Raw genomic sequence first — 13,538 nt, forward strand, 5'->3', positions numbered from 1 at the left:
TTCCGCGCCGGCGCCGTGGGTTGCTGCCCGTGCGTTGGTATCACCTCCCCGGTGCCGGACGGTCCCGGCGTGACCCCCGCCGCCCACCAAGGATGGCGGGAGGGTCAGTTGGCCCGCGGAGGCCCGCCCCACCAACCGGTGGGGAGTCGCTCGCCCCAAGGCGAGGATCCACAACACCAACCGGACACCCGGTGAATGTTCGTGGACACCGCACTAGTCCAGCGTCAGCAGGCCCTGTTCGGACACCACGCGCACGGACAACGTCTTGTACCCCACCTCGTCGAAGAGCACCGTCATCCGGTCCTCCTCGTAGCTGAGCACCAGCCCGGCGCCCCACTCCGGGTGCCGGACCTGGCTGTGCACCGGGAACGGTCCGCTCGCCCCGTCGTCGGCGACGCTGGTGCCGGCGTGGCAGTTGTCGCAGTGCCCGCAGACCTCGCTCATCTGCTCGCCGAAGTACGCCAGCAGCGCCTGCCCCCGGCACCCGGTGGTCTCGGCGAAGGCCCGCATCATGTCGGTGCGCGACCGGGTGACCGTCTGCTGCCGTTCCGCCTCGGCCAGCGCCGCCGCCGCCGCGTCGGCCGGCCTGGGCGCGTACCGCGGCGCGCCGAGCTGCTGCTTGGCGCGCGGCTCCACGGCACCGACCTGCTCCAGCAGGGAGAGGTACTGGCCGAGCTTGCGCGGGCCGAGGCCGGTCAGCTCGCGCAGCTCCTTCTTGGTGCGGGCCTGCTTGCGCAGCACCGCGGCGAGGTCCCGCAGCTCGGTGGAGTCCGGCAGGCCGCCGGTGAAGTAGCGCTGCAGCCCGACGTCCTCGGCGCGCCAGAGCAGCAGCACCCGGGCCGGCTCACCGTCCCGGCCGGCGCGGCCGATCTCCTGGAAGTAGCTGTCCGGGGAGTCGGGCAGCGCCATGTGCGCAACCCAGGCGATGTTCGGCTTGTCGATGCCCATGCCGAACGCGGACGTCGCCACCATGATCGGCACCTGGTCGGCGAGGAACGCCTCGTGCAGCTCGTTGCGGGCCCCTGTGGGCATCCCGCCGTGGTAGTACTGCGCCGGGTACCCGGCGTCGGTGAGCCGCTGGGCCAGCTCCTCGGCCGCCGTCGGGTGGGCACGTAGATGATGCCGGGGCGCTCGTCGTCGCGGAGCAGGGCGACCAGCCGCCGCCAGCGGTAGTCGTCGGTGGGACAGTGGGCCACCTCGACGAAGAGGTTGGGGCGGTCGAGTCCGGAGACCACCACCTCCGGGTCGCGCAGCCGCAGCCGGGCGATGATGTCGTCGCGTACCGGCGGGGAGGCGGTGGCGGTGAGCGCGACCACCGGCGGCCGGCCGAGGCCGTCGATCAGGTGGCCCAGCGCCAGGTAGTCGGGGCGGAAGTCGTGCCCCCAGGCCGAGATGCAGTGGGCCTCGTCGATCGCCACCAGCGCCGGCTTCAGTGACCGGACCTCGGCCATCCGGTCCGGGTTGCTGAGCGCCTCCGGGGTGATGAAGAGAAACTCGGCGCGGCCCTCCCGGATCTCGACGATCGCCTCGGCCTGCTGGGCCGCGGTCTCGTCGGAGCTGATCCGGACCGCCCGCAGCTCGGGCCGCTGGCGCTCGTTGAGCGCCGCGATCTGATCCTGCTGCAGGGCCAGCAGCGGGGAGATGACCACGGTGGGTCCGGGGATCAGGCTGGCCGGGATCTGGTAGATCGCCGACTTGCCGGCGCCGGTGGGGAGCACCACCAGGGCGTCGCGTCGCTTCATCACCGCACGCATGGCGGCCAGTTGGTTGGGCCGGAGCGCGGTCCAGCCGAAGAGGCTCCGCGCCGCGCGGCGCAACGTCGTCGAGTGCCTGGTCAGTTTCATCAGTGGCCGCAGGTACCCCCGGCGATCACCGCCGAAACCGGGGCGGTTCACCCACCAGCGTGGCCCGTCGTCCCACCCCCGCGGTGCGGCGTACCGGCGCGGGCGTTGACGCGCCCCGGCGTGGCCCTCATTATGAATACATGTTCATGAACACTTGTTCATAAAGGGGGACCGGATGGAGACGATCGTCAACGCAGACCAGGAGCGGGCCTGGAACAGCTACGAGGGGCGGCACTGGGCGGAGCACCAGACCCGCTACGACGCCGTCAACAGCGGCTTCAACGCCCCGCTGCTCGCCGCCGTGCGGCCCGGCGACCGGGTCCTCGACATCGGCTGCGGCAACGGGCAGCTCACCCGCCTCGCCGCGCGGGTCGGCGACGGCCACGCCGTCGGCGTCGACCTCTCCGCGCCGATGCTCGACCGGGCGCGGGCGTCCGCGGCGGCGCAGGGTGTGACCAACGTGGAGTTCGTCCGGGCCGACGTCCAGGTGCACCCGTTCCCGGCCGCCGCCTTCGACGTCGCGCTGAGCCGGTTCGGCGTCATGTTCTTCGCCGACCCGGTCGCCGCGTTCGCCAACGTCGGCCGGGCGCTGCGTCCCGGCGGCCGGCTCGCCTTCGTCTGCCTCGACGACATCCGCGACGGCGACCTGGGCCGGGTGTTCGCCGCGTTCGCCGCCCACCTGCCCCGGCTGGAGACCGACGGGACCGGGGCCGCCGAGCCGCTCTCCCTCGCCGACCCGACGGTGGTCCGTCGGGTGCTCACCGCCGCCGGGTTCGCCGGGGTGGACTGCGCCCGGGTGGAGGCGCCGCAGGTGTGGGGTCGCGACGTGGCCGACGCGGCCGGGTTCCTGGCCGGCTGGGGACCGGTCCGGCACCAGCTCGACCGGGTCGACCCCGACACGGCGGACCGGGCCCGCGCCGCGCTGGCCGAGGCGCTGCGCCCGCACGAACAGTCCGACGGGGTACGCCTGCGCGGCACCGCCTGGCTGGTCACCGCCCACCGCCCGGCCTGACGACCCGCCGGCCCCGGCGCCCCGGCCGTCGCGTGCCCCTGCGGCTCGGCGGTCGGCGCGGCCGACGGCCCTAGAATGCCTGGTGATGACACCGAGAAGAGCGGCTGCGCTGCGCGGCGGCGGGCAGAGCCTGCGGGAGCACCTGATCGCCGCCGCCGGTCGGCTCGTCGCCCGACGGGGCGTGGCGGGGCTGACGGTCCGGGACATCGCCCGAGAGGCGGAGGTCGCCGACGGGGTGCTCTACAACCACTTCGCCGACAAGGAGGAACTCCTCGCGTACGCGCTGCACGCGCACGTCCGCGCGGTCGAGGCGGAACAGGAGGGGACGCCGCCGCGGCCCGGCGAGCAGACCGTAGAGGCGAACCTGCGGGCGTACCTGCAGCGCGCGCTGGCGTTGCACGCGGCGATCCTGCCGGCCTTCGCCGGGCTGACCACCCAGCCGAAGCTGCTGGCCCGCCTCGGCGAACTGCCCACCTCCCTCGGCGGGGGCCACCACCTGCGGGCGGAGATCGCCGGATACGTCCGCGCGGAGCAGCCCCTCGGCCGGGTGGCCGCGGGCACCAGCCCCGAGGCGGTCGCGACGCTCGTCGTCGGGGTCTGCCACGACCTGGTCCTCGGCCGGCTGCTCGACCCGTCCGGCCCACCGCCCGAGCCCTCGCCCGCGCTGGTGGACGCCCTGGTCGCCACCCTGCTGCACGGGATCGCGAAGCCCGCGGACGCCTGATCCGTCCGGGCCGCCGCCGTCAGCTCATCCGGAACACCGGGCCGCGCGGCGAGAACGGCAGCCGGGCGCCGCGCGGCACCAGGAACGCGTGGTCGCGGCGGATCCGCAGCACGTCGCACTCGCCGTCGGTGATCACGAGGATCGGGCCGTCCGCCGGGAAGTCCTCGGCGCGCTCCAGCAGCCGTACGCCGGGTTGCAGCACGGTGCCGCCGCGACCGCGCACCCGTACCCGTCCGGCGATCTCCTCCACCGGCAGATAGCCGGCGTCGTACGCCACCGCGTCGCAGCACACGACCCGCGCCGCGGGCACGTCCCGGGCCGACGCGTACGCGGCCACCGCGCCCAGGGCCCGGCCCATCAGCCGGGCGCTCATCGACCCGGAGGTGTCCAGCACCACGCCGAACGTCGGTCGGCGCTCCTCCTCGTCCGGCCGCCGCCAGCCAGGACGCGGGATGCCCGGGGTGGCCGCCTGCCGGCGCGAGGGCCGGGCGTACGACCGGTGCCGCTCCCGTGCCGGGAAGCGCTCGTCGAACCAGCGGGCCAGCTGCACGTCCCATGGCGGCGGAGGCTCGTCGAGCACCCGGATCTCGGCGACCAGCCCGGCCGGAAGCAGCCCGCGCCCGGACGACTCGTGGAAGACCAACCCGCTGGTCAGCGCCCGCCGGTAGTACTCGTCCAGGTCGACGCCGCCGCGCGCCGCGCCCGCCGCGGGCCGCCGCTCGCCGAGCATGTCACCCAGGCCGGGGCCGCGGAGGGTGGCGAGCTTGCGCCGGCGGCGCAGGTCGGTGGCGATCCGGTCGTACACCGCCTCGGCGGACAGGCCGCGCAGCTCCGGATCGTGAAGCAGGCCGTCGGGCATGGTCCCGACCGCCATCTCCACCAGCCAACCGTTGATCACGTAGTCGGTGGCCACGTTCCACAGGTACGGGTCACGGTGCGCCACCCGGTCGGCGTGCCGCAGTCCGGCGTGCAGCATCTCGTGCGCCAGGACGAACCGCCACTCCTCCTCGGAGAGGGTCCGCAGCGGGTTGACGTAGATCTCCCCGGCGTGCGCGTCGACCGCCGCCACGGAGATGTCCCAGGCGTGGGCCAGCTCCACGTCGGCGACGATGGTGAAGCCCGCGGCCAGTGCGCCGAGCAGCGGGTACGACGAGACGAACCAACGGCGGGCCCGCTCCCACACGCCGGTGGAGTTCGTGCCCCCGACCCCGGGCCGGGGTGCCCCGGCCGCCTCGACCGCCGCGGTGGCCGCCGCCGCGAGCCCGACCGCGAACCGCTCCGGCCAGGTGGGCCGACGGAGGCCGGTGGCCGCCCGGTGGACCGGGTCGCCACCAGCCGGGGGACGGACCACGTCCGGGCCGTCCCCGCCGACGCCGCAGCCGTCGTGGCCCTCGGGAATGCCGGTCGTCCGCCACCGGGCCGCGAGCCGGGCCTCGTCGCCGTCGGGCAGCGGGCCGGGGAGCAACTGCGGTGGCCGGCCCAGCTTGGCGTCGGCCTGGAACCGGGCCACCGCGAGACAGGCGGCGGCCCGCGCCGCCGGGTCGTCCGGTCCGGGCCGGTCGGCGGCGAGGTGGCCGAAGCCGAGGTGCAGCAGGCAGTGCACCAGCACCCAGTGCCACTCGTCGACGTCGGCCCGCCGGCGGCGGTTGACCACGATCCGCCCGTCGGGGTGGACCCTCGCCCACCCCCGCAGGTTGTCGAGTCGCCCGTCGTCGGTCCACTCGAAGCGGGCATTGGGGTAGGTGCCGCCCACCATCGGCCGGAACATGGGGTGGGCGGAGACGCGCTGCCGGGCCGCCAGGAACGCCTTCTCGTTCGGGTCCGGCTCACGGCCGGCGCGTCGGTGGGCCACCGGTCAGGCCCGGGCCGCGACCAGTCGGGGCAGGTCCCGGGTCACCTCGACCAGGAACCAGGCCGGCAGCACCGGCATCCCGTCGTCGTCGGCGGCGACGACCAGCTGCGCGCACTCCAGGGAGATCTCGGCGAGCTCGACCAGCAGCCCCTTGGCCCGGATGGAGAAGTCCCGCACCGCGGGGGAGGCGTGCTCCCGGGAGGCCGGCAGCTCCTTGACCAGCCGGGCCCGGAACGCCTCGGCGAAGAAGTAGAGCAGGTCGCGGTCGGTCGCCGCGCGAGGCCAGGGCGCGTCGCCCCGCACGATCGCGTCCAGGCCGTACCGGTGGCGCACGGTCTTGACGTACGCGGCGAAGCCGGCGCCGTGCTGCCCGGTGAGCGTCCCGCCGGCCAGCAGTCGCACGGTCGCCTCGTCGACATCCTCCCCGAACGAGTGCAGCGCGTCGGAGAGCATGTGCCAGCTGCGCGGGGTGGAGAAGGGCTCCTCCGTCTTGGGCGGGGCGACCCAGAGCTGGTCGGGGCGTTCGGTCAGGTAGTCCAACACCCACGGGTGGACCCCGGCGCCGGCCGCCCAGGCCAGCCAGTCGGTGGCCGAGGCGCGCAGGTGCACGTGGACGAGGCGGTTCACCAGCGCCGAGGCCATCGGCCGGGCCAGCGCGTTGTCGGTGGCCCGGTTGCCGGCGCCGATCACGATCGAGCCGGCCGGCAGCTCGTACGAGCCGATCCGGCGGTCGAGGATCAGCGAGTAGAACGCCTTCTGCACCTCGGGGCTGGACGAGTTCAGCTCGTCCAGGAAGAGGCAGTACGGCTCGTCGCGGGCGATCGACTCCGGCGGCGCGAAGCGGCTGCGCCCGTCGCGCAGCTCCGGCACCCCGATCAGGTCCTCGGCGGCGAGCTGCGTGCCGACCAGGGTCACGCAGGGCAGTCCGAGCGAGTCGGCGAAGGCCCGTACCAGCGAGCTCTTGCCGATGCCGGGCGGGCCCCAGACGAAGACGGGTCGGACCACCGCGACGTGCAGCAGCAGCGTGGGCAGTTCGGCCGGGGTCACCGTGAGGGCGGAGTGCACGCCGACCATGATCGGGACGAGCGCCGCTGCGCGCACGTCATTATCGACACCTTCGGGCCGGGGCGCCGGTCAGCGCAGCCGGGGGAGGACCTCGCGCTGGTAGAGGTCGAACAGGCCCGGCCAGTTCGGGCCGGTGTTGGCCACGTAGACCTCGTCGAAGCCGGCCTTGGCGTACTTGTCGATCATCTCCAGATGGGCGTCGACGCTGTTGCCGCAGACGAACGACTCCTTCATCATCTCCGGCTTGACCAGCTGGGCGGCCTGCTCGAAGTGGCGCGGCGAGGGGAGCACCTGGGACAGCTCGCCCGGCACCCCGGCGTTCGGCCACCGCTGGTACGCGATCCGCATGCCCTCGTCCTCGCTGTCGGCGTACGCCGCCTTGAAGCCGGCCTGGCACGGCTTGTCGCCGCCGCCGTTGTCCCGGAACCGGCGGACCATCCCGGCGTCGGGCCTGGTGTTGACGTAGCCGTCGCCGATCCGGGCGGCCAGGTCGATCGACTTGGGGCCGAAACCGGAGACGTGGATCGGCGGGGGCGTGTCGGGCAGCGTGTAGATCCGGGCGTGTTCGACGGTGTAGTGCCTGCCGTGGTGGTTGACGAAGTCGCCCCGCCACAGCTCGCGCATCACCTCGACCGCCTCCTCCAGCATCTCCAGCCGGACGTCGGTCTGCGGCCAGGCGTCGCCGAGGATGTGCTCGTTGAGCGCCTCGCCGCTGCCCACGCCGAGCACGAAGCGACCGGAGTGCATGACCGCGCTGGTCGCCGCGGCCTGGGCGATCACCGCCGGGTGGATCCGGACGGTCGGGCAGGTGACGGCGGTGGTGACGGGCAGCGCGCAGACCTGGCTGAGCGCGCCGATGGTCGACCAGACGAACGGGCTCTGGCCCTGCGCGTCGACCCACGGGTGGTAGTGGTCGGAGATCCACAGTGCCTCGAAGCCGGCCCGCTCGGCGCCGCGCGCCTGCTCCAGCAGCTCCGCCGGGGTGTACTCCTCGCTGGACAGAAAGTAGCCGATCCTCATCGCTTCCCCTCGCTGCTCGCGGTGCCGGGCCTACCGGATGGACAACGAGAGCGGTACCCCGAGCGTGCCGGCCGAACCGCCGCGCCGGGGTGGCTCAGCGGCGGAACATGGCCCGGATCGCGAGCAGCAGGAACAGGCCGCCGACCACCAGGCCGAGCAGCCGTACGCCGGGGATGTCGGCCGCGTCGGTGGCGTCGGCGAGCAGCGCGGGGTGCATGGTCGCACTCTCCCACTCGGTGCCGGGGAGCGCCAGGCGCTAACAGTAAGGTTTATTGACTATTTCGGAGCGCGGTGTGACCATGGCTGCACCCGCCGGGCGGCGGGCCGGTGGGAAAGACGGGGGTACGACAGCGCATGAGCGAGCGGATCGTGGGGGCGACCGGAGACCTGGCGGGCCTCGCCGCCGCCGTCCTGCAACCCGGGTTCGTCGGCACCACCCCGCCACCCTGGGTGTGCCGGTGGCTCGGCGAGGGGCTCGGCTCGGTGGTCCTCTTCGCCCGCAACGTCGTCGACCCCGCACAGCTCGCCGCGCTCACCGCCGCGCTGCGCGCCGAACGTCCGGACGTCATCGTCGCCATCGACGAGGAGGCTGGCGACGTCACCCGGATCGAGTCCGCCCGGGGCAGCTCCCGGCCCGGCAACTTCGCCCTCGGCGCGGTCGACGACCCGGCGCTGACCGAGGAGGTGGCCCGTGACCTCGGCGCCGAGCTGGCCGGCGTGGGCGTCACCCTCAACTACGCCCCGGACGCCGACGTCAACTCCAACCCGGCCAACCCGGTCATCGGCGTCCGCTCGTTCGGCGCCACCGCCGACCTGGTCGCCCGGCACACCGCCGCCTGGGTACGCGGACTCCAGGCCGGCGGCGTGGCCGCCTGCGCGAAGCACTTCCCCGGCCACGGCGACACCCGGGTCGACTCGCACCACGACCTGCCCCGCATCGACGGCGACCGGGCCCGCCTCGACGCCGTCGAGCTGGCGCCGTTCCGGGCCGCCGTGGCCGCCGGGGTGCAGGCGATGATGACCGGGCACCTGCTGGTGCCCGCGCTCGACCCGCAGCTGCCGGCCACCCTCAGCCCGCGCATCCTCGGCGGGCTGCTGCGCGAGGAGCTCGGCTTCCACGGGGTGGTGGTCACCGACGCGGTGGAGATGCGGGCCGTCGCCGACCGGTACGGCTTCGCCGGCGCGGCGGTCCGCGCCCTGGCCGCCGGCGCGGACGCGATCTGCGTGGGCGGGGAGCGGGCCTCCGAGGCGGACGCCCGGGAGCTGCGCGACGCCATCGTCGCCGCCGTGCGGGCCGGGGAGCTGCCGGAGGAGCGGCTCGCCGAGGCGGCCAAGCGGGTCGGTCAGCTCGCCGCCTGGACGGTCGCCGCCCGCGCCGCCCGCCCGGCCGGCGCCCCGACCCGGACCGACGGCTCGGCGGTCGGGCTGGCCGCCGCGCGACGGGCGGTCCGGGTGGTCACCGGACCCGCCGGCGCCGACGCGCTGCCGCTGCGCCGCCCGGCGCACGTGGTGGAGTTCGCCCCGCCGCACAACATGGCCATCGGCGCGGAGACCCCGTGGGGGATCGGCGCGCCCCTGGCCGACCTGGTTCCGGAGACCACCGTCGCCCGGTACGCCGAGGGCGAGGCGCCCGCCGACCCGACCGCCGGCGCGGCCGGCCGTCCCCTCGTGCTGGTCGTGCGGGACCTGCACCGGCACGACTGGATGCGGGCCGCGGTACGCCGCGCGCTGGCCGCCCGCCCCGACGCCGTCGTGGTGGAGCTCGGCGTCCCGGAGCTGGTCACCGGCGCCGTGCACCTCGCCACCCACGGCGCCACCCGGGCGGCCGCCCGGGCCGCCGCCGAACTCCTCACCGGCGCCGGCTGAGCCGCCCGCGCGACCCGGTCAGGCCTCGGCGACCACCAGGTCGGCGTACTCGGGGTGGCGCTTGATGAAGGCCGCCACGAAGGGGCACTTCGCCACCAGCCGGCCGCCGCGCTCGCGGATCTGGTCGAGGGTGCCCCGGATCAGGGCCGACCCCACGCCCATGTTCTGGAACCGCTCGTCGACCTCGGTGTGGGTGAAGACCAGCAGCTCGCCGCGCGGGATGTACGCGGTGAACCCGGCCAGCGCGTCGTCGACCAGGATCTCGAACCGGTGCTTGGCGGGGTTCTCCTCGACCAGGAAGCTCACCGGGCCATTCTCTCCCCACCGGTGGCGATCCGGTCCAGTTCGGCGAGCAACCGGTCCACCTCGTCCACCGTGTTGTAGTGGTAGACGCTGGCCCGGACCGCCCCGCCGCTGTCCCGCAGCCCCATCGTGCGGAAGTACTCGTAGGCGTAGTAGTCGCCGGAGGAGAGGCAGCAGCCGGCCGCGCCCAGCGCCGCCGCCGTGTCGGCCGGCGTCAGCCCGGCGACCCGGAACGACACGGTGGGGCAGCGCCGGGCCGGCGAGCCGTAGACGGTCACCGCCGGCCGCGCGGCCAGCCCGGCCAGCAGCCGGTCGAAGACCGCCTCCTCGTGGGCCTGCGCGGCGGCCAGGCCGGCGCGGACCCGCTCGCGCCGGCTGCCGGTGGCCTCCGGGTCGAGCGTGGCCAGGTGGTCCACCGCGGCGGTCACCCCGGCCAGCAGCGGGAAGCTCGGCGTGCCGTACTCGAACCGGTCCGGGACCGCGTCGGAGGAGGGCAGCAGCTTCGCCGGACGCAACTGCTCCCAGCGGTCCGGGTCGGCGACCATCGCGGCCAGGTGCGGCCCGGACCACTTGTACGCGCTGGTGATCAGGAAGTCCGCGCCCAGCGAGGCGAGGTCGGTCGGGCCGTGCGGCACCGAGTGCACCCCGTCCACGCAGACCAGCGCGCCGGCCGCCTGTGCGGTCTTGGCGATCGCGGCGACGTCCGGCGCGGTGCCGATCGCGTTGCTGCCGGCGGTCACCGCGACCAGCCGGGTGCGCTCGCCGACCAGGTCGGCGTACTGGCCGGCGGGCAGCTCACCGGTCGCCGGGTCGAACTCCGCCCAGCGCACGGTGGCCCCGGCCGCCTCGGCCGCCTGCACCCACGGCCGCACGTTCGCGTCGTGGTCGAGCCGGGAGACCACCACCTCGTCCCCCGGCCGCCAGGCCGCGCCGAGCGTCCGGGCCAGGGTGTACGTCAGCGCGGTGGCGCTCGGCCCGAGCACCACGCCCTCGGGTCGGGCGCCGAGCAGGTCGGCGACCGCCGACCGGGCGGCCTCGACGATGTCCAGGGACCGCCGGCCGGGTGCGAAGGCCGTGCTGCGGTTGCCGATCGCCGCGCCCATCGCGGCGGCGACCGCGTCGATCACCGGCTGGGCGGTCTGGGTGCCGCCGGCACCGTCGAAGTGGACGAAGCCCTCGGTCAGGGCGGGGTACGCGGCCCGGGTCCGGGTGATGTCGAACGGCATGCCGGGACCCTAACCTGCCCGCCCGATGATCTCCCGCGGTGGCGGTGTCGCCGGCGTCTCGTACCCTTGGCCGGGTGACGAACCGACGCGTGCTCCCCTCGCATTCCCCCACCCGCCGGGCCGCCGGCCTGCTGGCCGGCCTGGCGCTCGGCGTCGCGCTGCTGTCCGGCTGCGGCTCGGAGGGCGCCTCCACCGACTGCGGGCTGGACGCCTGCACGGTCACCTTCGACCGCGGCGTCGAGGCCAGCGCCACCATCCTCGGCGTCGAGGCCAAGCTGATCGGCGCCCAGGGTGACCAGGTCACCGTCGAGGTCGCCGGGGAGCAGCTCTCGCTCACCGTCGGCCAGCAGGCCACCGAGGTCGGCGGCCTCGCGGTCACCCTGGACAGCGTCACCGACCAGCAGGTCAAGATCCGCGTCGCGCGCGGCGCCGCGAGCTGACCCGGGGCGGCCGGCGGCGGCCCACGTTTGGAAATCTTCCCATCGGGAGATTCTGCCGCCATGTCACTCACCCGGAACGCCGAAGCCACCGCTTCGCAGGCTGCGAACAGCCGGTGGCTCGAACTGTTGACCCGGGCCGGCTTCATCGGCTACGGGATCGTGCACCTGCTCTTCGCCTGGCTCATCGTGCAGATCGCCTTCGGCAAGTCAGGTGAGGAGGGCAACCAGAACGGCGCGCTGCGCACCCTGGGCGCCCAGCCGCTCGGCAAGTTCCTGCTGGTCACGATCGCGGTCGGCCTCGTCGCCATGGCCATCTGGCAGGCCTTCGAGGCGGCGATCGGCCACCGGGGCCTGCGCGGCAGGGACCGGCTCTTCGAGCGGATCGCCTCGGTGGTCCGCACCGTGGTCTTCCTCTGGCTCGCCTGGACCGCCGTGAAGGTCTTCCAGGACGCCAGCTCCAACGCCGCCGACAAGCAGCAGGCGCTCTCGGAGAAGCTGATGGCCTCCGGCGGCGGCCGGTGGCTGGTCGGGCTGGCCGGCCTGGTGATCGCCATCGTCGGCATCGGCATGGTGAGCTACGGGCTGAAGAAGAAGTTCGAGAAGAACCTGAAGACCGCCCAGATGAGCCCGAAGACCCACACCCTGGCCCGCCGCCTGGGCATGTTCGGGTATGCCGCCCGCGGCGCCGTCTTCGCCGTCGCCGGCCTCCTGCTCGTGGTGGCCGCGGTGAAGTACGACCCGGAGAAGGCCCGCGGCCTGGACGCCGCCCTGCGCACCCTGCGCGACCAGCCCTGGGGCCCGGTGGTCCTCGCGCTGATGGCGCTCGGCATCGCCGCCTTCGGCATCTACTGCTTCCTCCAGTCCCGGTACCGCCGGGTCTGACCTGGTCGATTCCGCGACCGCCGGGCACCATTGGGCCTTTGCCCGAAGCGTCCCCGCCCGGCTGGAGGGAGAGGTGCCTGTGCAGGACTACCTCGAAACGATCGTCGCCGCGCTCGCCGCGGCGACGATCGCGTTGGTGCTGGTCGAGGTGGTGCACCGGGTGACCCGCCGGCTCGGCCGGCGCTCGCTGCTGATGACCGAGCTCACCGACCACTCGCACCGCCCGTTCCAGGTGGCCGCGACCGTCCTGGCCGTGCAGCTCGCCGTCCGGTTCAGCACCGGGTACGCGGTCGGCAGCCCGTGGCGGCAGATCGTGCTGCGGGTGCTCGGGCTGGGGCTGATCGCCGCCGCGTCCTGGCTGGTCGCCTCGCTGCTGGTGGTGATCGAGGACACCGCGCTGGCCAAGTTCCGGGTGGACGTGCCCAACAACCGGCACGCCCGCCGGGTGCGGACCCAGGTGGTGCTGCTGCGCCGGCTCACCATCGCGGTGATCGTGGTGCTCGCCCTCGGCGTGATGCTGATGACCTTCCCCGCCGTACGCGGGATCGGCGCCGGCGTGCTGACCAGCGCCGGTGTGGTCGGTGTGGTCGCCGCGCTCGCCGCGCAGAGCCTGCTCGGCAACGTCTTCGCCGGCCTCCAGCTCGCCTTCAGCGACGCGGTACGCCTCGACGACGTGGTGGTCGTCGAGGGGGAGTGGGGCCGGGTCGAGGAGCTGACCCTGAGCTACGTGGTGGTCCAGATCTGGGACGACCGCCGGCTGATCCTGCCCACCTCGTACTTCACCAGCACCCCGTTCGAGAACTGGACCCGGACCGAGGCGGCGGTCCTCGGCACCGCCGAGTTCGACCTCGACTGGTCGATCCCGGTGCAGGCGATGCGGGAAGAGCTGCGCCGGCTGGTCGAGTCCAGCGAGCTGTGGGACGGCCGGGTCTGCGTACTCCAGGTCACCGACGCCACCGGCGGCATGGTCAAGGTGCGGGCGTTGGTCAGCGCCGCGGATGCCGGCAGCCTCTGGGACCTGCGCTGCCTGGTCCGCGAGCTCCTGGTGGCCTGGGTACGCGACCAGCGGCCGACCGCGCTGCCCCGGATGCGGGCCGAGGTCGGCGACGCCACCGGCGCGCTGCCGTGGCAGGCGGTCCAGCCGCGCCGGCCGGTCCGCCGGCTCCCCGACACCGACGTCCCGGACGACGCCCGGGTCTTCGGTGGCAGCGACGACGGCGACGCCCGCAGCGAGGCCTTCGTGGGCCGCGAGGACCACGCCGATACCCGTCCCTGACCACCGGCCCGCCCTCCGGAGCCCCCGG

General features: G+C 74.5%; 12 protein-coding genes and 1 pseudogene. 6 read left to right on the plus strand and 7 right to left on the minus strand.

Translation table 11 applies throughout. The features are described 5' to 3' along the window. Positions 1-213: 213 nt before the first annotated feature. A pseudogene (locus OG799_RS04990) lies at positions 214-1,844 on the minus strand (RecQ family ATP-dependent DNA helicase). A 175-nt stretch (positions 1,845-2,019) separates the two neighbouring features. Between OG799_RS04990 and OG799_RS04995 the strand changes: the two are divergent. Together OG799_RS04995 and OG799_RS05000 are read left to right on the plus strand one after the other, a co-directional pair. After that, a complete protein-coding gene (locus OG799_RS04995; RefSeq protein ID WP_406043536.1) occupies positions 2,020-2,856 on the plus strand; it encodes a class I SAM-dependent methyltransferase in 837 nt (278 codons plus the stop codon). Between the two features lie 85 nt (positions 2,857-2,941). After that, on the plus strand, positions 2,942-3,580 hold the full coding sequence (locus OG799_RS05000; protein ID WP_406043538.1) for a TetR/AcrR family transcriptional regulator: 639 nt from the start codon (positions 2,942-2,944) through the stop codon (positions 3,578-3,580). Positions 3,581-3,599: 19 nt separating this feature from the next. Here OG799_RS05000 and OG799_RS05005 read toward each other — a convergent pair whose 3' ends face one another. The 4 genes from OG799_RS05005 to OG799_RS05020 form a co-directional block, all read right to left on the minus strand. Then, positions 3,600-5,432 (minus strand): DUF2201 family putative metallopeptidase, encoded by a 1,833-nt coding sequence (locus OG799_RS05005; protein ID WP_406043540.1) that lies wholly within the window; start codon positions 5,430-5,432, stop codon positions 3,600-3,602. A gap of 3 nt (positions 5,433-5,435) precedes the next feature. Then, positions 5,436-6,479: an ATP-binding protein gene (locus tag OG799_RS05010; protein WP_406046207.1), complete on the minus strand. Its 1,044-nt coding sequence runs from the start codon at positions 6,477-6,479 to the stop codon at positions 5,436-5,438. 87 nt (positions 6,480-6,566) lie between these two features. Next, the gene (locus OG799_RS05015; RefSeq protein WP_406043542.1) at positions 6,567-7,517 is read right to left on the minus strand and encodes a TIGR03557 family F420-dependent LLM class oxidoreductase; all 951 of its coding nucleotides are present in this window, start codon (positions 7,515-7,517) and stop codon (positions 6,567-6,569) included. Positions 7,518-7,611: 94 nt separating this feature from the next. Next, on the minus strand, positions 7,612-7,734 hold the full coding sequence (locus OG799_RS05020; RefSeq protein ID WP_406043544.1) for a hypothetical protein: 123 nt from the start codon (positions 7,732-7,734) through the stop codon (positions 7,612-7,614). Between the two features lie 137 nt (positions 7,735-7,871). On the opposite strand from OG799_RS05020, the gene OG799_RS05025 reads away from it, so the two are divergent. Continuing rightward, positions 7,872-9,383: a glycoside hydrolase family 3 protein gene (locus OG799_RS05025; protein ID WP_406043546.1), complete on the plus strand. Its 1,512-nt coding sequence runs from the start codon at positions 7,872-7,874 to the stop codon at positions 9,381-9,383. Between the two features lie 18 nt (positions 9,384-9,401). On the opposite strand, the gene OG799_RS05030 is transcribed toward OG799_RS05025, so the two are convergent. Further along, positions 9,402-9,689 (minus strand): GNAT family N-acetyltransferase, encoded by a 288-nt coding sequence (locus OG799_RS05030; RefSeq protein ID WP_406043548.1) that lies wholly within the window; start codon positions 9,687-9,689, stop codon positions 9,402-9,404. Further along, the gene (locus tag OG799_RS05035) at positions 9,686-10,912 is read right to left on the minus strand and encodes a cysteine desulfurase-like protein (RefSeq protein WP_406043550.1); all 1,227 of its coding nucleotides are present in this window, start codon (positions 10,910-10,912) and stop codon (positions 9,686-9,688) included. The genes OG799_RS05030 and OG799_RS05035 overlap by 4 nt, the downstream gene beginning before the upstream one ends. A 74-nt stretch (positions 10,913-10,986) precedes the next feature. Between OG799_RS05035 and OG799_RS05040 the strand changes: the two genes are divergently transcribed. The 3 genes from OG799_RS05040 (at position 10,987) to OG799_RS05050 (ending at position 13,510) form a co-directional block, all read left to right on the plus strand. After that, positions 10,987-11,352 carry a hypothetical protein gene (locus OG799_RS05040; RefSeq protein ID WP_406043552.1) on the plus strand — a complete coding sequence of 122 codons (366 nt, stop codon included), beginning with the start codon at positions 10,987-10,989 and terminating at the stop codon, positions 11,350-11,352. Between the two features lie 60 nt (positions 11,353-11,412). Then, entirely contained in the window at positions 11,413-12,234 is an 822-nt protein-coding gene (locus tag OG799_RS05045) for a DUF1206 domain-containing protein (RefSeq protein WP_406043554.1), read from the plus strand. A 79-nt stretch (positions 12,235-12,313) separates the two neighbouring features. Beyond that, positions 12,314-13,510 carry a mechanosensitive ion channel family protein gene (locus OG799_RS05050; RefSeq protein WP_406046208.1) on the plus strand — a complete coding sequence of 399 codons (1,197 nt, stop codon included), beginning with the start codon at positions 12,314-12,316 and terminating at the stop codon, positions 13,508-13,510. Positions 13,511-13,538 lie beyond the last annotated feature (28 nt).

It is taken from the genome of Micromonospora sp. NBC_00898 (assembly GCF_045207895.1).
GTDB lineage: Bacteria > Actinomycetota > Actinomycetes > Mycobacteriales > Micromonosporaceae > Micromonospora.